17 protein-coding genes are annotated in these 20,666 nt (G+C 73.2%); 6 read left to right on the forward strand and 11 right to left on the reverse strand.

The window, feature by feature from the left end; translation table 11 throughout:
• Nucleotides 1-6 precede the first annotated feature (6 nt).
• From OG276_RS24540 to OG276_RS24580, 9 genes are all read right to left on the reverse strand, one after another.
• A complete protein-coding gene (locus OG276_RS24540) occupies nt 7-942 on the reverse strand; it encodes a glutamate ABC transporter substrate-binding protein (protein ID WP_266913084.1) in 936 nt (311 codons plus the stop codon).
• Between the two features lie 152 nt (nt 943-1,094).
• Nucleotides 1,095-2,420, reverse strand: coding sequence for a hypothetical protein (locus OG276_RS24545; RefSeq protein ID WP_266913086.1), 1,326 nt, complete (start codon nt 2,418-2,420; stop codon nt 1,095-1,097).
• Nucleotides 2,421-2,654: 234 nt separating this feature from the next.
• Nucleotides 2,655-3,680, reverse strand: coding sequence for an N-acetylglucosamine kinase (locus OG276_RS24550; protein WP_266908793.1), 1,026 nt, complete (start codon nt 3,678-3,680; stop codon nt 2,655-2,657).
• Nucleotides 3,671-4,936, reverse strand: coding sequence for a 6-phospho-beta-glucosidase (locus tag OG276_RS24555; protein WP_266908795.1), 1,266 nt, complete (start codon nt 4,934-4,936; stop codon nt 3,671-3,673). Before OG276_RS24555 ends, OG276_RS24550 begins: the two co-directional genes overlap by 10 nt.
• A gap of 5 nt (nt 4,937-4,941) precedes the next feature.
• Nucleotides 4,942-5,859 (reverse strand): carbohydrate ABC transporter permease, encoded by a 918-nt coding sequence (locus OG276_RS24560; protein WP_266908797.1) that lies wholly within the window; start codon nt 5,857-5,859, stop codon nt 4,942-4,944.
• A 5-nt stretch (nt 5,860-5,864) separates the two neighbouring features.
• Nucleotides 5,865-6,815, reverse strand: a complete 951-nt coding sequence (locus OG276_RS24565) for a carbohydrate ABC transporter permease (protein ID WP_266908799.1) — start codon at nt 6,813-6,815, stop codon at nt 5,865-5,867.
• Between the two features lie 4 nt (nt 6,816-6,819).
• On the reverse strand, nt 6,820-8,154 hold the full coding sequence (locus tag OG276_RS24570; RefSeq protein ID WP_266908801.1) for an ABC transporter substrate-binding protein: 1,335 nt from the start codon (nt 8,152-8,154) through the stop codon (nt 6,820-6,822).
• Between the two features lie 246 nt (nt 8,155-8,400).
• Nucleotides 8,401-9,648, reverse strand: a complete 1,248-nt coding sequence (locus OG276_RS24575) for an ROK family transcriptional regulator (RefSeq protein ID WP_266908803.1) — start codon at nt 9,646-9,648, stop codon at nt 8,401-8,403.
• A 146-nt stretch (nt 9,649-9,794) separates the two neighbouring features.
• Entirely contained in the window at nt 9,795-10,832 is a 1,038-nt protein-coding gene (locus OG276_RS24580; RefSeq protein ID WP_266913088.1) for a mechanosensitive ion channel family protein, read from the reverse strand.
• Between the two features lie 324 nt (nt 10,833-11,156).
• Between OG276_RS24580 and OG276_RS24585 the strand changes: the two genes are divergently transcribed.
• The gene (locus tag OG276_RS24585; RefSeq protein WP_266908805.1) at nt 11,157-11,711 is read left to right on the forward strand and encodes an HNH endonuclease; all 555 of its coding nucleotides are present in this window, start codon (nt 11,157-11,159) and stop codon (nt 11,709-11,711) included.
• A gap of 202 nt (nt 11,712-11,913) precedes the next feature.
• Here the strand turns inward: OG276_RS24585 and OG276_RS24590 are convergent, their stop codons facing one another.
• Nucleotides 11,914-14,964 (reverse strand): beta-N-acetylglucosaminidase domain-containing protein, encoded by a 3,051-nt coding sequence (locus tag OG276_RS24590; RefSeq protein ID WP_323182364.1) that lies wholly within the window; start codon nt 14,962-14,964, stop codon nt 11,914-11,916.
• A 398-nt stretch (nt 14,965-15,362) separates the two neighbouring features.
• Here OG276_RS24590 and OG276_RS24595 point away from each other — a divergent pair, with 398 nt between their 5' ends.
• Genes OG276_RS24595 through OG276_RS24605 form a run of 3 tightly spaced genes read left to right on the forward strand, consistent with a single transcriptional unit; the run spans nt 15,363 to nt 17,953 of the window.
• Nucleotides 15,363-15,629: a hypothetical protein gene (locus OG276_RS24595; RefSeq protein WP_266908807.1), complete on the forward strand. Its 267-nt coding sequence runs from the start codon at nt 15,363-15,365 to the stop codon at nt 15,627-15,629.
• 15 nt (nt 15,630-15,644) lie between these two features.
• Complete coding sequence (locus tag OG276_RS24600; protein WP_266908809.1) at nt 15,645-17,693, forward strand: 4-alpha-glucanotransferase; 2,049 nt, start codon at nt 15,645-15,647, stop codon at nt 17,691-17,693.
• 20 nt (nt 17,694-17,713) lie between these two features.
• On the forward strand, nt 17,714-17,953 hold the full coding sequence (locus OG276_RS24605) for a hypothetical protein (RefSeq protein ID WP_266908811.1): 240 nt from the start codon (nt 17,714-17,716) through the stop codon (nt 17,951-17,953).
• Between the two features lie 128 nt (nt 17,954-18,081).
• Here the strand turns inward: OG276_RS24605 and OG276_RS24610 are convergent, their stop codons facing one another.
• The gene (locus tag OG276_RS24610) at nt 18,082-18,573 is read right to left on the reverse strand and encodes a MarR family winged helix-turn-helix transcriptional regulator (protein ID WP_266908813.1); all 492 of its coding nucleotides are present in this window, start codon (nt 18,571-18,573) and stop codon (nt 18,082-18,084) included.
• Nucleotides 18,574-18,716: 143 nt separating this feature from the next.
• Between OG276_RS24610 and OG276_RS24615 the strand changes: the two genes are divergently transcribed.
• On the forward strand, nt 18,717-19,658 hold the full coding sequence (locus OG276_RS24615; RefSeq protein ID WP_266908816.1) for an EamA family transporter: 942 nt from the start codon (nt 18,717-18,719) through the stop codon (nt 19,656-19,658).
• A gap of 120 nt (nt 19,659-19,778) precedes the next feature.
• Nucleotides 19,779-20,663: a DMT family transporter gene (locus OG276_RS24620; RefSeq protein ID WP_266913092.1), complete on the forward strand. Its 885-nt coding sequence runs from the start codon at nt 19,779-19,781 to the stop codon at nt 20,661-20,663.
• The last annotated feature ends 3 nt before the right edge of the window (nt 20,664-20,666 follow it).

Below are 20,666 nucleotides of genomic sequence, written 5' to 3' on the forward strand. Positions count from 1 at the left end.
CCGGCCTCAGTCCCGGTACTTGGGGGCGGGCGGGCCGCCCACACCGGGCAGCACGGGCTCCAGGTGGGCCTTGTACGCCGTCATCCAGGGGCTGTTGTCACCGCCCGCGCGGTAGTCCTCCAGCACCTTGTTGACCCGGCGCACCAGGTCGCCGGCGTCCTTGTTCATGGCCACCCCGTAGAACTCCTTGGTGAACGGGGAGCCGACCAGGCTGACCGAGGGGTCCTGCGCGGCCTGGCCGGCGGCGAGGGCGTTGTCGGTGATGATGCCGTCCACCTCGCCCAACTGCAGCCGGACCAGGCAGTCGAGCTGGTTGGGCACGCTGACCGGGACGGCGCCGTAGGACTGGGCGGTCAGTGCCGCCTCCGCCGTGGAGCCGGCCGCCGTGCAGATGCGGCGGCCCTTCAGCGAGGCGTCGTAGCCGGTGATCGTCGAGCCCTTGGGGGCCAGCACCTGCTGCCCGGCCTCGAAGTACGCCGTCGAGAAGGCGACCTCCTCCAGCCGCTTGCAATTGACGGTCATCGTGCGCACGACGATGTCGACGGTGCCGTCCTTGAGCGCGGGGATGCGCTGGCTGGTGGGGATGGCCCGGTAGATGACCTTGCCGTCCTCGCCGAATATGTCCTTCGCTATGGCCTTGACCAGCGCGATGTCGAAACCGTCGAGCTCCCCGGCCGGATTGCGGTAGCCCCATTTGAAGCTGTTCTGGTCCACGCCCGCGACGAGGTGGCCCGCGGCGCGGATCCGCTGGATGGCCGAGCCGTCCAGCCCGTTGGGGCGCAGGCTCGCCTCGGGGTTCTCGCAGGTGTCCCCGGGGGCCTGCGGAGCGACGGCCATCCTGGCCGGCTCGCGCACCAGCGAGGAGGGCCCCGGGCCGCCCGGGGCCGCATGGGCCAGGGGCAGCAGCACGGCCGCGGCCGTCGCCGCGCAGGCCACGGCCATCGCCCCGACCCCGCCCCAGCCGCGCAGCCGGCCCGTCAGCCGGCGCAGGCCGCGCGGCTCCTGGTTTTCCGGGGCGCCCTCCGCGGGGGCCGTGGCGGTCCCGGCCTCCTCGGAGCCCTCGCCCGTGCGCTTCATCCGTCCCGGCATCGCTCTCACCTGTACTCCGAAAGCCTGCGCCCGATGCCGAGCAGGGCGGCCACCGCGCCGACGACCGCGAGGGCCGCCGTGCCTGTCACCAAACCGTCGAGCGCCCCGAGACCGTCCCGCGCCGCCCGGGTGAACTCACGCTGCTCGTGGCCCACGGCCGCCTCCAGCGAGGCGTCCACCGTGTCGAAGGCGGTCCCCGTGGGCTCCTTGTGGTCCTTGTCCCCGATGACCTGCCCGACGGCGCCCTGGTAGTCGCCCTTCAAGTCGGTCTGCCGGGCCGCGGTGTGCAGTTCCTTCCACCGCTTCACGCCCTCCAGGGCGCGGGACACCGGGGTGCGGCCGGCCGGGTCGTCGGCCAGTTTCGCCGCCGTCGCCAGGCCCGCCTCCAGGTCCTTCATGTCGTTCGAGAAGTCCACGTCGTACTTGTCGGACTTCTTGTCCTCGGCCAGTACGGCGCCGCGCGAGACCAGGGTCAGGTTCTCGTTGGCCCGCGCCTGGAGCGAGGCGATCCGCGCGTCGTTGAGCACCTTGAGCGACTCCTGCCCGTCCGTGCGGGCCTCGCTCAGCCCCGACCGGGCGACCGTGTGCCCCGCGGCCAGCCACAGCAGCAGCACCAGCGAGGCGGTGGTCGCGGCGACGAGCCCGTGGTTGAAGACGCGGTTCGTACGCCGGTAGTTGCGACGCTGGGCCCAGACCAGGACGGCGAGCGCGAGCACACCCGCTCCGAGCGAGGTCAGGGGCAGCGCGCGGGCCTCGTCGTAGTCCGTGTAGAGACGGCCGGTCTCCGCCTCGTAGAGCCGCTGCGCGGCGGGCAGCAGCTGCGTGCTCATCTGCTCGTTCGCGTACCGGAGGTAGGCGCCGCCGAGCGGCAGGCCCTGCTTGTTGGTGGCCCGGGCCTGCTCGATCAGGCCGGTGTAGCGGGGGAGCTGCTCGCTGAGCAGGGTGATCTGCTTGCGGGAGTCCTCGCCGGCCGTGGTGCTGGCGGCCGCGTTCACCAGCAGCCGGGACGCGTTGGCTATGTCCTTCTCGTACCGGCTGCGGACCTCGCGGGGCTCTTCGCCGCCCGCGAGGAAGCCGCTGGAGGAGGCGGTGTCGGCGTCCGCGAGGGAGCGGTAGATGCTCGCCGCGTCGGCGCTCAGCGGCTGGCTGCGGCCCACGACGTCATCGGCCGCGGTGACCCGGCCGGAGATCTCCCAGACGGCCACCGCGCCGAACAGCAGGACCAGCGCGGCCAGGGCCGCGCCGACGATCCGCAGCCGGCCGGGCTCGGTGGTGGCGGCCGCGCGCAGCCGGTCCACACCCTCGGCCCAGGCGGTGCCCCGCCGGGGCAGCCCGTCGGGCGGCGGCGCCGGCGGCCCGGAGGGCGCCTGGACGCCGCCGGGCGCGGGCGCGCGTGATGTGATGGCCACCCTGACCTCCCCCTCGGTCCTTCGTGCTTCGCAGCAGTATGGCCTTAGTGGCGGTCCTCCACAGCACCCGGCCCGGGATCGGGCACGATCCGCCCCGATCCGTCCCCGGTACTGGTTACGCGCGGCGAGCCGCGATGGTTCCGGCTCGGGCAGGGTTCACCCGAAATGGGCACGCAGCTTCCCGTAGGCCTCGGGCCCCGCCCCGAGCGCGTCCAGGCCCAGCAGGCCGGCGCCCAGCACCGGCGGGGCCGTCACCACCGAGACCCGGGCGTACGGGGCCCGTTCGGCGAGCAGGGCCTCCACCCGGCCGTTCAGCTGCGGGTGCCGGGCGGCCAGGACGCTGCCGCCCAGCAGGACGGGTGCCTCCTCGGCCAGCAGCCCGAGCCGCTCCAGCGCCACCGAGGCCAGTGCGACGACCTCCTCGGCCTGCCGCTCGACGAGGGCCGCCGCGACCGGATCGCCGGCCGCGGCCACCGCGAACAGCACCGGCACCAGCTCGTGCATCCGTACGGACTCGACGATGCCCAGGTGCAGCGCCTCGATCAGCGAGTACACGGACTCCCGTGCGAAGTGCCCGGGCAGGGCCGCCGCGAGCTCGGTGGGACCGCCGCGCCCGTCCTCGGCGCGCGCCGCCCACCACATGGCTTCGGCGGCCAGCCCGCCGCCGCCGCCCCAGTCGCCGGAGATCTGCCCGAGCGCCGGGAACCGGGCCGTGCGCCCGTCGGGCAGCATGCCCACGCAGTTGATGCCCGCCCCGCAGACCACCGCGACCCCGCGCGGCCCCCCGGCGTCCTCGCCGAGGCCGGCCCGCAGGATCGCGAAGGTGTCGTTGCGGACCTCGGTGGCCGTGCCCCAGCCCCGCGCGCCGATGGCCTGCGCGAGCAGGGCCTCCTCCACCGGGAGGTCCGCGTTGGCCAGACAGGCCGAGACCTGCTCGGCGTACGGACCCGCGTACGGGGCTCCGGCCGCGGGTCCCGGCAGTCCGGCGGCCGCGGCGGCCTCGGCGACGGCCTGCCCGAGGACGTCCAGCGCCGCCTCGACACCGACGCGCGGGGGCTGGAAGCCGCCCGCCCGCCCGGTGCCGAGGACGCGGCCGTCCGCGGCGATCAGTGCCACGTCCGTCTTGCTGTTGCCCGCGTCGACGGCCAGGACGGCTGCCTGCGGGGGCCGGCTCACGCCCATGCCAGGTGCTGCTTGTTGTGCGCCAGGAGCCGGTCCGTCAGCCCCTCGGCGAGGTCGAACTGGCCCACCAGCGGGTGCGCCAGCAGCGCCTTGAAGACCCGCTCGCGGCCGCCCCGCAGCGCCGCGTCCAGCGCGAGGTCCTCGTACGCCGTGACGTGGGAGATGAGCCCCGCGTACAGGGGGTCCAGCCGGGGCACGGCCAGCGGCGAGGGCCCGGAGCGGTCCACCCGCGCCTGCACCTCGACGACCGCGTCGTCCGGGAGGAACGGCAGGGTGCCGTTGTTCAGCGTGTTGACCACCTGCACGGCGCTCCCGCCGTCGCCCAGCAGGGCCGCGGCCAGGTCCACGGCGGCCTCCGAGTAGAAGGCGCCGCCGCGCTTGGCGAGCAGTTCGGGCTTCTCGTCCAGCGCGGGATCCCCGTACAGGCCGAGCAGTTCCTTCTCCATCGCGGCGACCTCCGCGGCCCGCGAGGGCTTGGTGCCGAGCTCGCGGACCACCTCGTCGTGGGCGTAGAAGTAGCGCAGGTAGTACGACGGGACCACGCCGAGCCGGTCCAGCACGCTGCGGGGCAGGCGCAGGTCCGCGGCGATGGCGTCGCCGTGCCGGGCGATGAGCTGCGGCAGCAGGTTCTCGCCCTCCGGGCCGCCCTTGCGCACCCCCAGCTCCCAGGTGAGGTGGTTGAGGCCCACGTGGTCGAGGTGGATGTCGGCCGGAGTGAGGTCCAGCATCGCGGCGAACCTGCGCTGGAAGCCGATGGCCACGTTGCACAGCCCGACCGCCTTGTGCCCGGCCTGCAGCAGGGCGCGGGTGACGATCCCGACCGGGTTGGTGAAGTCGATGATCCACGCGTCCGGGTTGGAGCGCCGGACCCGCTCGGCGATGTCGAGGACCACCGGGACCGTGCGCAGCGCCTTGGCGAGGCCGCCGGCTCCGGTGGTCTCCTGGCCCACGCAGCCGCACTCCAGCGGCCAGGTCTCGTCCTGGAGCCGGGCCGCCTGCCCGCCGATGCGCAGCTGCAGCAGGACCGCGTCCGCGTCGGCCACGCCCGCGTCGAGGTCGGAGGTGGTGGTGATCAGGCCCGGGTGCCCCTGCTTGGCGAAGATCCGCCGGGCCAGGCCGCCGATCAGCTCCAGCCGGTCGGCGGCCGGGTCGATCAGCACCAGCTCGCTGATGGGCAGGGTGTCGCGCAGCCGGGCGAACCCGTCGATCAGCTCGGGGGTATAGGTGGAACCGCCGCCCACCACTGCGAGTTTCATGGTCACTAGCCTTTCACTCCGGTCAGGGTGACGCCTTCGACGAACGCCTTCTGGGCGAAGAAGAAGAGGACGATCACCGGGGCCATGACCAGCACGGTCGCCGCCATGGTCAGGTTCCAGTTGGTGTGGTGCGCGCCCTTGAAGGACTCCAGTCCGTAACTGAGGGTCCAGGCGGCCGGGTTGTCGGAGGCGTAGATCTGCGGGCCGAAGTAGTCGTTCCAGGCGCAGAAGAACTGGAACAGCGCCACGGCCGCGATCCCGGGCTTCGCCATCGGCAGCACCACGCGCAGCAGGGTGCGCAGCTCGCCGCAGCCGTCGACCTTCGCCGCGTCCAGGTACTCGTCCGGGATCGTCAGCAGGAACTGGCGCAGCAGGAAGATGGAGAAGGCGTCGCCGAAGGCCATCGGGATGATCAGCGGCCACAGGGTGCCGGACAGGTCCAGCTGCTTGGCCCAGAAGAGGTACATCGGGATGACGACCACCTGGGGCGGCAGCATCATCATGGCGATCACCAGCAGCAGCGACAGCCGCCGGCCGCGGAAGCGGAACTTGGCGAGCGCGTAGGCGACGGGCACCGAGGAGACCACGGTCAGCAGGGTGCCGAGGCCCGCGTACATCAGGGTGTTGCGCCACCAGGTCAGGAAGCCGGGGGTGTCCCACACCTTCGCGTAGTTGCCCCATTCCCAGGTGCGCGGCCACAGGTCGCGGGTCAGCGCCTGCTGGTCGCTCATCACCGAGGTCAGGAAGAGGAACACGAAGGGCAGGACGAAGAACAGGGCCGCCGCGACGCCGAGGGAGTGTACGGCCACCCAGTGCAGGGCGGCCCGCCGCCGCGCGGTGCGCACGGCATGCGCGGAATCCGGCGTACCGGAGGCGGTGGGGCGCGGGGGGCGCTCCGTGCCGCGGGTGATGGTCTGGCTCATGATCCTCAGTCACCTGCCTCGATCAGCCCGCCGCGCCGCCGCATCAGCAGCGCGGTGAAGGCCATGGAGAGGGCGAACAGCACCAGGGCGACCACGCAGGCGGTGCCGTAGTCGAAGCGCTGGAAGCCGACGTTGTAGATGACCTGGGGCAGGGTCAGCGTGGACTTGTCGGGGTACCCGGGCTCGAACTGGTCGCCCGAGCCGCCGATCACGCCGGACGCGACCTTTCCCGCCACCAGGGGCTGTGTGTAGAACTGCATCGCCTGGATGACCCCGGTGACCACCGCGAACAGGATGATCGGGGAGATGTTCGGCAGGGTGATGTGGCGGAAGCGCGCGAACGCCCCGGCCCCGTCCAGCTCGGCGGCCTCGTACTGCTCGCGCGGTACGTCGAGCAGCGCGGCCATGAAGATGACCATCAGGTCGCCGACCCCCCACACCGCGAGCGCGGTCAGCGCGGGCTTGGACCAGGCGGGGTCCGTGAACCAGCCGGGCGTGGGCAGTCCGACCGCGTCCAGCAGGGTGTTGACCGGGCCGCTGCCCGGGTTGAGCAGGAAGACGAAGGCCAGGGTCGCCGCCACCGGAGGGGCCAGGTAGGGCAGGTAGAACAGGGTGCGGAAGACGCCCGTACCCAGCTTGATCTTGGTGATGAGCAGGCCGATGCCCAGCCCGAAGGCGACCCGGCAGGCGACCATCACCACGACGAGCCACAGGGTGTTGCGCATGGCCGGCCAGAACATGGGGAGGTCGGAGAAGACGTAGGTCCAGTTGTCCAGCCCGTTGAAGACGGGCGGGCGGAAGCCGTCGTACTTGGTGAAGGAGAAGTAGACGGTGGAGACGAGCGGGTAGGCGAAGAAGACGCCGAACCCGATCAGCCAGGGCGACATGAAGGCCGCCGAGCGCATCGCCGACCTGCGGCGCCTGGCGCGCAGTTCGGGGGAGAAGGTGCCGTCCATCGGGCTACTTGGCCTTCGCGATGTCCGTGTCGATCTGCTGGTCGGTCTTGGCGAGACCGGCCGCGATGTCCGCTACCTCGCCCTTCTCGACCGCGTACGCGAAGTCCGTGAAGGTCAGCTGGTAGGTGCCGCCGTCCGCCTGCGCCGGGGTGGTGGTCGACTTCGGGTGCTTGGCGATGTCGATGAACGTCTTGAACTCAGGGCTCACCTGGAGCTTGGGGGAGTTCAGGGCGGCCAGCGTGGAGGGCACGTTGTGGATGGCGTTGGCGAACTCCACGACCGCCTCGGTGTCGGTCGTCATGTACTTCGTCAGCTCCCAGGCGGCGTTCTGCTTCTTGCTGCCCGAGGCGATGCCCATGATCGTGCCGGCGAGGTAGCCCTTGCCGTACTCGGCGATCCGGTCGTCCGGGACGGGCATCGGCGCGGTCCCGATCTCGAACTTCACCCCGGCCTCCTTCGCCATGGGGGCCCGCCACTCGCCGTCGATCTGCATGGCCACCAGGCCCAGGTGGAAGGGGTGCTCGGCACTCCACTCGTCACCGAAGGTGGTGCGGAACTTCTCCAGCTTCTCGTACCCGCCGAGCTTGCCCACCAGGTCCTTCTGCGCCGTCAGCATCTGCGCGAAGCCGGGGTCCTTGGCCAGGTTGGACTTGCCGTTCGCGTCGAAGTACGCCGGGCTCCACAGCGCGGCCAGGCGCTGGGGGGCGGTCTCGTAGCCGTGGAAGGTGGGCATGATGCCGAGCTGCTGGTACGAATCCCCCTTGGGGATCGTCAGCTTCTGCGCGGCGGCCTCGAACTGGCTCCAGGTCTTGGGGGGTTCGGTGATCCCGGCGGCTTCGAAGGCGGTCTTGTTGTAGACGAGGCCGTACGCGTCGTTCAGCAGCGGCAGCGTGCACTGGTTGCCGTTGAACTGGGTGTACTCCAGGAGGGTCTTGGGGAAGACCTTCTCCTTGTCGACCCCGGACTTCTTCAGGAAGGGGTTCAGGTCCGCGAAGGCGCCGGTGTTGCAGAACTTTCCGACGCTGTCGGTGGTGAAGGAGGAGACCACGTCGGGGGCCTTCTCCCCGCCGGCGCGCAGCGCCTGGTTGATCTTGTCGTCCGTCATGTTGCCCGTGATGTTCACCTTGATGTTCGGGTGGGCCTTGGTGAACCGGGCGATGTTGTCCTCGATGGCCTTGATCTCGCTGGGGGCGGACCAGCCGTGCCAGAAGTTGAGGGTGACGTCCTTCTTCGGGTCGTCGGCGGCCGAGTTGGAGGCGGAGCCCGTACACGCGGTGGCGAGTACGGATATCGCGGCCACTGCGGTGGCGGCGACGGTCAGGCGGCGGATTCCGGGCATGGCGGAGTCACTCTCTGCGCGGGGGGACTTCCTGGAGGGGTGAGGGAGGAGCCGTGGTGCGGTGTGGGCTCACGCGGGGGAGGTGCGGGGCAAGGGCAGGTGGTGCGGGCCTGCGGTACGGGGCTGCGTGCGCCCGGGGCTCGTGCGGGGGGTGCGGTGCGGACTCGTGCGGGAGGTGCAGGTGGTGCTGGTACTGGTGCAGGGCTGGTGGTGCGGTTCGGTGGCGGGAGCTGCCGGTGGTGCGGTTCAGCGGCGGGAGGTGTCGAAGACCTCGTCGCGGGTCGCGGCGAGGGCGCTCTCCAGTGCCCCGCGCAGTACGGGACGCTCCCGTACCTCGCCGGTCACCAGCACGGGCCGGGACGGGGCGAGGTCGGCGAGCTCGGCTTCGAGGAGCTCGCGCAGCGGCTCACCGCCCGCGATGGTCAGCGCCCCGGAGAGGATCACGATCTCCGGGTCCAGTACGGCGACCAGCGAGGCGAGACCGGTGGCGAGGGCGGTGGCGTACTCCCGCAGGAGTTCCAGGTGGGGCCCCTCGGGCGCGGCGGCGGCCTGGGCCAGCAGCGCGGCCGCGGCTTCGACCATGGCCCCGGACTCGGCCCCGTGCACGGCGCCGTGCACCGAGCCGGCCCCGGCCGCGGCGGCCGGCGGTGCGTCGACGCCGTGCCGGGCCGCCATCGCGGGCAGTACCTGTGCGCCGGCCAGCTCCTGGTAGCCGCCGGAGTTGACCCGGGTGACCTGGCGGACCAGCGGGTGCCCGGCGACCGGCAGGAAGCCGATCTCCCCGGCTCCGCCGGTCCAGCCGCGGTGCAGCCGGCCGCCGAGCACGAGGGCGGCGCCGAGGCCCTCCTCGTTCCACAGCAGGACGAAGTCCTCGTGGCCGCGGGCGGCGCCGAGCCACTGTTCGGCGACGGCGGCGAGGTTCACGTCGTTCTCGTACTCGACCGGCATCGGCAGGGCCGCGGCGAGTTCGTCGAGGAGCGTGGGGGACTGCCAGCCCTCCAGATGGTCGGCGTAGCGCAGCACCCCGGTGCGGGGGTCGAAGGAGCCGGGGGTCGCGATGACCACCCGGTGGATGTCGGCGAGGTGCAGCCCGGCGTCCTTGACGGCCTCGCCGAGGGCGCGGGTGACCTGCTCGACCGGCCCGGTGCCCTCGGCGTACGGGAGCTCGTGGCTGCCGATTACCTCGCCGGTGAGGTCGGCCACGGAGGCGAGGATCCGGCCCGGGGTGACGTCGAGCCCCGCGACGTGGGCGGCCCGCTCGTTGACGGCGTAGAGCTGCGCGTTGGGGCCGGGGCGGCCGGTGGCGGTGCCGGTGGCGACGACGAGCCCGGCGGCCTCCAGCCGGGCCAGCAGCTGGGAGGCGGTGGGCTTCGAGAGGCCGGTGAGATGCCCGATCCGGGTCCGGGACAGGGGACCGTGCGTCAGCAGGAGCTCGAGCGCGGCCCGGTCGTTCAGGGCGCGCAACAGGCTGGGCGTACCGGGGGTGGCGGGCATGGGGTGACTTCTCTCTCACCGAGGTGAACTGTTAGGTAAGTTTCCTATTGGTGGGTCGCTCGTGTCAATGGTCAGTGCGTACACCACTGCCCCCGCAGGTCGGACCTACGGGGGCAGCGGTCGTACGGGTACGAGTGCGGCGGGCGCTACTTCGTGATGCGGGGGCCGGAGGCCGAGCCGCCCGCGGCCGGCTGCGGGATCTCCGCGGTGGCCAGGGACTGCGGGGAGGTCGGGTTCGCCAGCGCCGACGGCGCGGCGACGGCGGCCGAGGGGTCGGCAGGGGCCGCGTCCTCCTCGGGCGCCGGCAGGCCCCCGACGATCCCGATGCCGGCGGCGTCGAAGGCGTCCTTGATCCGCCAGCGCAGCTCGCGCTCCACGGCGAACTGCTGGCCCGGCATCGTCTTCGCCGACACCGAGACCGACATCGAGGCCAGCAGCACCTCGTCCAGGCCCAGCACCTCCACCGGACCCCACAGCCGCTCGTCCCACGGGGACTCCTTGGCCATGGTGTCGGCGATGTCCTTGATCACCTCGCGGATGCGGGAGAGGCTCTCGGTGGGCTTGACCTGCACCGCGACGCTCGCCGTGGCCCAGCCCTGGCTGAGGTTGCCGATCCGCTTGATCTCGCCGTTGCGGACGTACCAGATCTCTCCGTTGTCGCCGCGCAGCTTGGTGACGCGCAGGCCCACCTCGACGACCTCGCCCGAGGCCACCCCGGCATCGATCTTGTCGCCGACGCCGTACTGGTCCTCAAGGATCATGAACACGCCGGAGAGGAAGTCCGTGACCAGGTTGCGGGCGCCGAAACCGATGGCCACACCGGCCACACCGGCGCTCGCCAGCAGCGGCCCCAGGTTGATGTCGAGCGCGCCGAGCACCATCAGGGCCGCCGTGCCGAGGATCAGGAACGAGGCCACCGAGCGCAGTACGGAACCGATGGCCTCGGACCGCTGCCGGCGCCGCTCCGCATTGACCAGCAGCCCGCTCAGAGCCGTGCCCTCGACGGCGTCGGCGCCGCGGTTCATCCGGGTGATCAGCTTGGTCAGCGACTTGCGGACCACCGAGCGCAGGGCGAAGGCGATGACCAGGATCAGGAGGATCCGCAGGCCCAGGTACAGCCATCCGGCCCAGTTCTCTTCTATGAAACTGGCGGCGTTCGTGACGCTCTCGTGGGTTTCTCTGATCGTTTCGGCGGCGTCCGGGTTGTCGGCTGCGAGCGGGAGCAGTGCGGCGGCAGGCCAGGGCACGGCGGGAACCTCCAGATATGGCGTCCTGCCCGCGGAAGGGGTGGGGCGGGCAGACCATCCACCCTAACGGGGCACTTGCCCGGACTTGTTGCCGTGTTCGAGGGAGAGACCAGACTCACGCGGGGATGAAGCGTGTGTGGTCGAAAACACCTCGGACCCGTTACGGGCGCGTGGTGGCGCTTCGACCAGCCGTAAGGGGAGACTGGAAAGCAGATCGTCCCGGCGCGAGCCACGCGCCGCCGGCGTACAAGGAGGCAGTCCGTGCCGCACGTCCTGGTCCTCAACGCGTCGTACGAGCCCCTCGGCGTCGTACCGCTCCGTCGCGCGCTCGTCCTCGTCCTGGAGAACAAAGCCGTCTCCCTGGAGGAATCCGGCGCCTTTCTGCACAGCGCGACAAGGGCCGTCCCCGCTCCCAGCGTGGTTCGGCTCAAGCGCTTCGTGCGGGTCCCCTACCGGGGGCCCGTTCCACTCACCCGCCGCGCGCTGTTCGCCCGGGACGGCGGTCGCTGCATGTACTGCGGGGCCGTCGCCACCAGTGTCGACCACGTCGTCCCGCGCAGCCGGGGCGGGCAGCACGCCTGGGACAACGTCGTCGCCGCGTGCCGCCGCTGCAACCACGTCAAGGCCGACCGGCACCTCGTCGACCTGGGCTGGCGGCTGCGGCACCAGCCGGCTCCGCCGTCCGGGCTGGCCTGGCGGATCATCGGGACGGGGCACCGGGATCCGTGCTGGATGCCGTACCTCCAGCCGTACGGGGCGGACGATGCGCTGGATCGCATCGGGGTCCCGCTGGCCGCCGCGGCGGTCGCGTCATAGCCCCCTGAGCCGGGCCCCCTGGGGCTCCGCCCCGGACCCCGCGCCTCAAACGCCGGCGGGGCCGGATGTGCCGCTGCGCGGCAAACTCCAGCCCGCCCGGCGTTTGAGGGCACGGGCGCGCAGCGCACGTACGGGTCCGGGCGGAGCCCGGGGAACGGTGGAAGGGCGGGTAGGGGACAGCCCCGCAGGGTTCCCCGGTCCCCTACGGGGCCACCGCGAAGGCTTCGGCGCCCAGCAGGCTGCAGCCGTAGCGGGTGGCTCGGGTCTCGCAGGTGACGCGGACGAAGCGGGCTTCCGGAGCCGCCGGGTCCAGGTGGACGGAGTCCACCCCGCCGCGCGAGGCGACCGCCGCAGACGGATGCCAGGCGACACCGTCCGCCGAGGTCTCCACCCGGAACCGGGACGGGTACGCCTCCTGCCAGCGCAGCCGCAGCAGTCCGATCCGCGCCGGAGCCGCCAGCTCCGCCTGCCACCAGGCCCCGTCGACCGCGGGCGAGGACCACCGGGTGGCCGGGGAATCGTCCAGCGCCCCCGCCGCGGGGAACGCCGGGGTCTCGTCCGCCGAGGAGGAGGCCACGGCGGAGCGCAGCAGGTTCGGGCCGGCCGTGCGCGGATGGGCGCGGACCTTCAGCGTGTGCGTCTGGGAGCCGAAGGTGACCGGAACCTCGTAGGTGCCCGGCGCCGTGCCCGCGGCCACCGCGACCTGAACCGGGACGGTCGCCGTCGTACCGCGCGCGGCCGCCGCGCTCTCCGGCAGCGTTACGGAGATCCCCGCCGGCGGCTTCGCCGACAGGGGCCCGCGGACCTCGCCGGGACGCAGCGCGGACAGCTCCGCCGGGATCCGCTGCGGGGCCCCGCCGATCTCCGCGTCCACGCTGTCGGCCAGCTCGAAGCGGGCCTCCGGGCCGTCCTCCGTCCACGGGACCACGCCGTGCACGGCCGGAGCCGGGCCCGACCAGACCAGCCGGACCGCGTCGGCCCGTAGGCCGCCCACGTCCACCTGGGTCCAGCCCGACGCCGCCGCCTCCGCGACCTTGCGCCAGCCCTCTCCCGGTACGCGGGCCTCGATCACGGCGCCCCGGCTGCCGGGCGGCAGCGGGTCGGTCATCACGGTCACCACCGACACCGGCCGGGCCCCGGACAGCTCGACCGTCCACGCGTCGGCCTGCCGGGTCACCGTGCCCGGCTCGCGGGCCGCGCCGGTCCACGCGTCGGCCTCGGCCGCGGCCCGCGCCAGGAAGGGGTCCAGTACCGCCTTGTCGACCCGGGCGGCTTCCGCCCCGGACAGTGCCGCGCGGGCGCCTGTGAGGGCCTGTGAGGCCCGCCAGGCGGCCGCTCCGTCCCCGCGGGCCTGTGCCTGGAGGACGTCGAGCGCCAGCTCTCCGGCGGCCCCGTAGCGCGCGAGCCGCGACAGCCAGGGCCCCGCCTCCTGCGCGAGCGCGGGCAGCCGGTCCGGGGCCTCGCGCAGGACGCGGAAGGCGGCGCGCAGCCGATCGCCCGCCGCCGGGTCGCCGGAGCTCCGGGCCCGCCAGAACTCCTCCATGAGCGGGACCAGGTAGGCGGACTCGGGCTGGGCGAGGCCGGAGGAGGCGTTGTTCCCGGCCAGTGCGGCCAGCGCCTCCCGCGCCTTGGGGTCGGGTCCGGCGAGCGAGGCCACGGCCGCCGCCCAGGAGTCGGCGGCCCGGTAGCCGCGCGGGTTCCACGTGAAGTCGGCCGCGGTGAACAGCGGGATGCGCGACAGCGTGCCCTGGGGCATGGCGTTGGCCAGCACGGCCGCCGAACCGCCCGCGACCACCGGGTCCCGTCCCGCGTACGGGCCGAGGAAGATCCGGCCCGGATCCCAGTCGTTGACCGGGTAGTTGTCCATGGTGACCAGCGGGTGCTGCCCGAGGGCCGAGCGCGCCCCGTTCATCTCCTGCCCGGTGATGGTGCGCGGCACCACGCCGACGCCCGTCCAGGCCACTTCCACCCGGCCGTCCAGGGCCTCGGCCAGTGCGGTCCGGTAGGGCGTCGCGCCCTCCTGGTAGTACTCCGTGGGCAGCAGCGACAGCGCGGGCGCCCCCGGGTAGCGCCGGGCCAGGTGCGCGGCCAGCTCGCCCGCGACCTCCGCGTGCGCCTTCGCGGCCGCCGCCGGGCCCTTGCCGTACCGCTCCCGGTCGGTCCGGCAGCCCCACTCGGTGTAACTGACGTCCTGGAACTGCACCTGGAACGCCCGGAATCCCAGGTCCCACATGGCGTCCAGCTTGCGGGCGAGCGCCGCCCGGTCCGCCGAGGACGCCAGGCACATCGACTGCCCGGGCGCCACCGCCCAGCCGAGCACCACCTTGTTGGCGCGCGCCCGCTCGGCCAGCTCCCGCAGCTCCGCCGCCTGCGCCGCCGGGTAGTCGCGGCGCCACTCCGTGGTCCGGTACGGGTCGTCACCGGGCGCGAGCAGCAGCCGGTTCAGCTTGGTGCGGCCCATGAACTCCACCTGCGCGAGCCGCTGGGCGGCCGTCCACGGAGTCCCGTAGAACCCCTCCGTGATCCCGCGCACCGGGGCCGTCGGCCAGTCCCGTACGAGGACGCCGGGCACCTTCCCGCCGCCCTGGGCGAGCAGTTGACGCAGCGTCTGCGCCGCGTGGAACAGCCCGTCCTCGCCCACGCCCGCCAGCGCGACCGTGTCCCGCCCCTCGACGCGGCCCACCGCCAGCCGGTAGCCGCCGGCCGGCAGGTCGCCGGCCGCGTCCGCGCCCAGGGCCCGCAGCGCCTGCTCCGTGCTCTCGTCGTTCTCGTCGTGCGGCCCCTGGAGCCGTATGACGGGTCCCGCGCCGGGCAGCGGTTCCCCGCCGGCCCGCTCGTGCAGGGTCCGTACGCCCGCCCCGTGCAGGGCGTCGCGCACCAGCTGGGCGGCGTACGGGTCCACGTCCGCGGGCAGCACCAGGACGGCCTCGGCGCCCAGCGGCACCGCGCGCGCCGGGTCGACGGCCGCCGACTGCGGCCGGGGATACACCGCGGGCCCCTCGGCGGCGGCGCGCGCCGGATCGGAGCCGGGGTCGAGCACGGGGGCGGCGGGGAGGGGGCCCGGGTCGCGCAGCGCCGCGGGAGCCGCGGCGGTGCCCGGCGCGGGCGCGCCCGGTGCCTCCGGAGTGTCCGGCGCAGTGGGTGCGGCGAAGGCGGTGGGGGGACCCACCACCGCCGAGCCGCTCAGCAGGGCGCCGATGACGGCGACCGCCGCGGCGGTCGCCGTGGCCCGCTTGCTGCCCCTGATCTGCACGGAGCCACCCCGTCCCGAGTCGTCCCCCGCTCGTACGAACGAGCCAGAGCCCACCATCCGTACGGGTGGGGTGTCAACGTCCGCGGGTGATCTGACCTGGATCGGCCAGGAATGCGATGCCGCCGACTGGGTAGGGCTGTCATGTCCTCCGGGCCGCGCGCCGGAGGGTGTTCCCGACGATTCCGCACGCCAGGGCGAAGGTTTTCGGCGTGCGCCGGTCGCCGCGGAGCTCCGCAACACCTCCCGCGCACGGCCCGAACACAGGCACGTCTGTACGGATTCACGGATCGCACAGGAGAATTTCCTCTGTCGGTGGTGCGCGGACGGTGCGCGGACCGACACAGTGGGAGCCGTCCACGGGTCCTGACCGATCCTCACGTACGAAGGAGTGCCTGCCGGTGAACGCCAAGGCCGTGAAAACCGAGAACGTCATCACCTCCACCAGTTCCACCGTCTCCATATCCGCCGGATCCGCCCCGAAACGGCGTCCGCCGCTCGCCCACCTGCCGGCGCAGTCCGGACCGGACGAGCGGCCCCTCACCAGCGAGCCGTCGCTCGCCGACGCCGCGCACGCGCCGTTGACCAGTGAGCCCCCGCTCGCCTACGAGGCCCCGCTGACCAGCGAGCCGACCACCCATGCCGCGGCGGCCGCCGCGGGTGACTAGACGACAAGGAACCTGATGGACGACCTCGCCCGGCTCGCGGCCCTGTACGGAGTCGCCACCACCTACCAGCCCGCCGAGGACGTCACCCTCCGGGTCCCGGAGGCCACCGTCGCCGCCGTGCTGCGGCAGCTGGGGGTGAACACGGACACCCCGGAGTCCGTACGGGCGCACCTGGCCGCGGCCGAACACGACGCGGCCCACCGGCTGTTGCCGCGCGTGCTGGTGTGGTGGGCCGGGTCCCGGCCGCCCGTGGAGCTGGGCGCGCTCCCGCCGGGGACCCGGACGCGGCTGGAGGCGGAGGCCGAGGGGGACGGGCCGCCCGAGGCGGCGGGCCGCGCGGTCCCGCAGGAGCCGCCGGCGGCCTGGAGCGCGGCCGACGCGGGGGAGCCGCCGCTCGGCGTGCACCGGGTCCACGCCGAGGCCCCCGACGGCCGCACCGCCACCGCCACCCTGATCGTGGCCCCCGACCGGGCCCCGGCGGCGCCCGAGCGCACCCACGGGCTGCTCGTCCAGCTCTACTCCGTGCTCTCCGAACGCTCCTGGGGCATGGGCGACCTGGGCGACCTGGCGGAGCTGGCGCGCTGGGCGGGGCGCGTCCACGGAGCCGGCTTCGTCCAGGTCAACCCGCTGCACGCGGCCGTGCCCGGCACCCCGACCGACCCCTCCCCGTACCGGCCGTCCTCGCGCCGCTTCCCCGACCCGGTGCACCTGCGGATCGAGGACGTCCCCGAGTACGCCGACTGCCCGGACCGGGCCGCCCTCGCGGAACTCGCCGACCGGGGCGCCCGGTTGCGGCGCGAGGTGCTGGAGAAGGGGGCGCTGATCGACCGGGACGCCGTCTGGTCCCTCAAGCGGGCCGCCCTGGAGCTGCTGTACGCCGTCCCGCGCAGCCCCGAACGGGAGGCGGCCTACGAAAACTTCCGCGCCGAGCAGGGCGCGGAGCTGGACCTGCACGCCGCCTGGTGCGCCGGGCACGCGGGGGAGGATCCGAAGGCGCGGGCCGACTTCCACCGCTGGCTGGTCTGGCTGACGGACACCCAGCTCGCCGCCGCCCAGCGGGCCGCCAAGGACGCCGGGATGGCGATCGGCATCGTGCACGACCTGGCCGTCGGGGTGCATCCGCAGGGCTCGGACACCTTCGGGCTGCCCTTCTACGCCAAGGGCTGCTCCGTCGGCGCCCCGCCGGACGCCTTCAACGCGCGCGGCCAGGACTGGGGGCTGCCCCCGTGGCGGCCCGACCGGCTGGCCTCGGCCGGGTACGCGCCGCTGCGGGCCCTGCTGCGGGGGGTGTTCCGGTACGCCGGCGCCCTGCGCATCGACCACGTCATGGGACTGTTCCGGCTCTGGTGGATCCCGGAGGGGACCCCGCCCGCCGAAGGCGCGTACGTCTCGTACGACGGGGAGGCGATGCTCGCCCTGCTGGTCCTGGAGGCGCACCGGGCGGGAGCCCTGGTCATCGGAGAGGACCTCGGCACCGTGCAGCCGGGGGTCCGTCAGGCGCTGGCCCGGCGCGGGGTGCTGGGCACCTCGGTGCTCTGGTTCGAACGGGACTGGGGCGGGGACGGGGAGCCGCTGGAGCCGGAGCGCTGGCGGGCCGACTGCCTGGCCACCGTGACCACCCACGATCTGCCGCCCACGGCCGCCAAACTGGCCGGCTCCCACGTGGAACTGCGCGACCGGCTGGGCCTGCTGACCCGTCCGGCGGAGCGGGAGCGCGCCGAGGACGAGGCCGACACCGCGCGCTGGCTGGACGTACTGGAGGACCTCGGGCTCGACACCAAGGGCGAGGAGGCCGCCGTACGGTCCCTGTACGGGTTCCTGTTGCGCACCCCGGCCCGGCTGGTGGGGGTCTGGCTGCCCGACGCGGTGGGGGACCGGCGGCCGCAGAACCTGCCCGGCACCTGGGACCAGTACCCCAACTGGCGGCTCCCGGTCGCCGACGCGGAGGGCCGGCCGCTGACCCTGGAGGCACTGGCCGCCTCGCCGCGGGCGAACGCCCTGCTGGGGGCGGTGCGGGGGGCGGCGGGAACCCGTACGGCACCCCCGGGCGCGCGCGGCGTTTAGGTGTTCGCTACGTTTGCACCGTGGACAAGAAGAACGCTCTGCGCGCCGGCGCCGTCACGGCCGGAACGACGCTGATGATGCTGCTGATGACGTCTCCCGCCCTCGCGGTCACCCGTGACGACGGCGACGACCCGGGTCCGGGCCTGAGCGTCGCCGAGACGCTCGGCCTCTACGTGGCCGCGCCGATCGTGCTGTTCCTGCTCATCGCCGGTCTGGTGATGGTCGGCGACAAGTCGCGCAAGACGCAGAACGAGAGCTGACTCCAGCGAGCCCGACCCCTCCGGGGGTTCCTCGCTCGATCCGATTCTTCCGGGGCGCCGGGGGTCCATGAGGACCCCCGGCGTCTCGTCGTACCCGGGCCCGGTCGTGGCCCGGACCGCCGGCCCGGCTAAGGGACTCCTGCCATCACCTTGCGCAGCAGGCCGGTGAGCGCCTCGGTCTCCGCCGCGTCGAGCCCGGTGAGCGCTTCGTGCTGCACCTCCAGTCCCGCCTCGACCGCCTCGTCGATGAGCGCGAGGCCCCGGTCGGTGATCGTCACCCGCAGCCCCCGCCGGTCGTCCGGATCGGGGCTCCGGCGGAGCAGCCCGGCCTTCTCCAGCTTGTCCAGCCGTCCCGTCATCCCGCCCGTGGTCAGCATCAGCGTGGCCGAGAGCTGGCGGGGCGAGAGGGTGTACGGGCTTCCGCTCCGGCGCAGCGTGGCCACGACGTCGAACTCCCCGCGCGAGATTCCGTAGCGCGCGTAGGCCTTCTCCATTGCGTCGCCCATGGCTTTGGAGATCCGGTAGATCCGGCCGAAGACGGCCATCGGCGCGGTGTCCAGATCGGGGCGCACCGCGAACCACTGGTCGGCGATCGCGTCGACGGGGTCTTTGTCGGTCATAGGCGCAGTATCCGGCTTCCACTTATTCGTTGGCAAGGAAAGTTGCTTACAGGAAAGTAGCTTAGTGCTAAGCTACTTTCAAGTGAGCTACTCGCCGCAGCCGCTCGCTTGAGCTACTCGTCCCTGCCAGAGGAGTACCCGTCGTGAAGCGCCTCGCCGCCCTCGCACTGACCGCCCTCGCCCCCATCTCCTGGGGCTCCACCTACTTCGTGGCCTCCGAGCTGCTGCCGCCCGACCGGCCGCTGTTCACCGGGGTCATGCGGGCCCTGCCCGCCGGGCTGCTGCTCACCGCCCTCGCGCGGAAACTGCCCACGGGGCAGTGGTGGTGGAAGGCCGCGGTCCTCGGCGGGCTCAACATCGGCGCCTTCTTCCCGCTCCTCTTCCTCTCCGCCTACCGCCTGCCCGGCGGGGTCGCCGCCGTACTGGGCTCCGCGGGGCCGCTGTTCGTCGTGGGGCTCGCCGCCCTCCTCCTGGGCGAGCGGGCCCGGCTTCGGACCGTGCTCGCGGCCGTCGTGGCGGCCTTCGGCGTCGGCATGGTGGTGCTGACCGCGCAGGCGCAGCTCGACCCGGTCGGGCTGGTGGCCGGCGTCGTCTCCTCCGCCTCGATGGGTGCGGGCATCGTCATGACCAAGCGCTGGGGGCGGCCGGAGGGCGTCGGCCCGCTGGCCATGACCGGCTGGCAGCTCACCGCGGGCGGACTGATCATCATCCCGGTCGCCGCCCTGGTGGAAGGGGCGCCGCCGGTCCTCGACGGTGAGGCCTTCCTCGGCTACGGCTACATGATGCTGATCAACACCGGCATCGCGTACTGGCTCTGGTTCCGCGGCATCGGACAGCTCACCGCCACCTCGGTCACCCTCCTCGGCCCGCTCTCGCCGCTCACCGCGGCCGTCATCGGCTGGGCCGCCCTGGGGCAGGAGCTGTCGCCGGTGCAGGTGCTGGGCATGGTGATCGCCTTCGGTGCCACCGTCGCGGGGCAGCTCGCCGCGGGCGCGCCGCGACCGAAGACCGCACCGTTCAGTTCTGCTGAAGAAACCAATCGAAATGTTTCGATGGACCTGACGGGTGCCTCGGTGCGACGGTAGACCAACGAACCGACACTCCGAACCCCGAGGGGGAGACACACAGTGGCCGTCACGGACCGCGTCCGCACCGTCCCGCAGGAAGCCCGGCAGGAAGCCCACGAGGAAGTCCAGCAGGAAGCACTGCCCGGCAAGGCGAAGAAGGGAGCCGCCGGTCTCGGCGTCCTCCTCGCCCTGATCGCCACGGTCGTCTGGTCCGGCAGCTTCGTCGCCACCCGGGGCATGGCGGACAGCATCCCGCCCGTCCAGGCCGTCTTCTGGCGCTGGGTGATCGCCACCGTGGCCGTCGCCCCCTTCGCCGCCCGGCAGGCCTGGCAGCAGCGGGCCCTGATCCGCAAGCACTTCGGCTACATCGCCCTGGCCACCCTCTTCGGCGTCACCCTCTACAACACGCTCGTCCACCAGGCCGGACTGACCACCTCCGCATCCAACATGGGCATGATCATGGCCGCCTCGCCGGTCATCATGGCCCTGTACGCCCGGCTCGGCGGCGAGAAGCTCGGAGCCCGGCGCACCTTCGGACTGGCCCTCGCGGCCCTCGGCGTGCTCCTCCTGGTCGGCAAGGGGTCCATCCGCTTCGACTTCGCCGCCGGCGACCTGTGGATGTTCGGCGCCGCCCTGTCCTTCGCCACGTACAGCGCGCTCCTCAAGCGCAAGCCCGCCGAACTGGGCGGCCTCGCCTTCCTGCTCACCACCTTCGTGCTCGGCGCACTGATGCTCGCCCCCGTCTACGCCGTGTCCGTCGGCGTCCAGGGCGGCTTCCAGGTCACCCCCTCCACCGCCGGAATGCTCCTGTACGTCGGCGTCTTCTCCTCCGCCGTCGCCTTCTTCGCCTGGAACAAGGCCGTCGCGATGATCGGCGCCGCCCGCGCCGGAGTCGTCTACTACCTCCAGCCCGTCTGCGTCGCGGGCCTCGGCCTGCTGCTCCTCGGCGAGACCACCGGCCCGACGCAGCTCCTCTGCATGGCGCTGATCCTGGGCGGCGTGGGTCTGGGTGCCCGGCGGTAGGTT

The organism is Streptomyces sp. NBC_00086, from assembly GCF_026343255.1.
GTDB lineage: Bacteria > Actinomycetota > Actinomycetes > Streptomycetales > Streptomycetaceae > Streptomyces.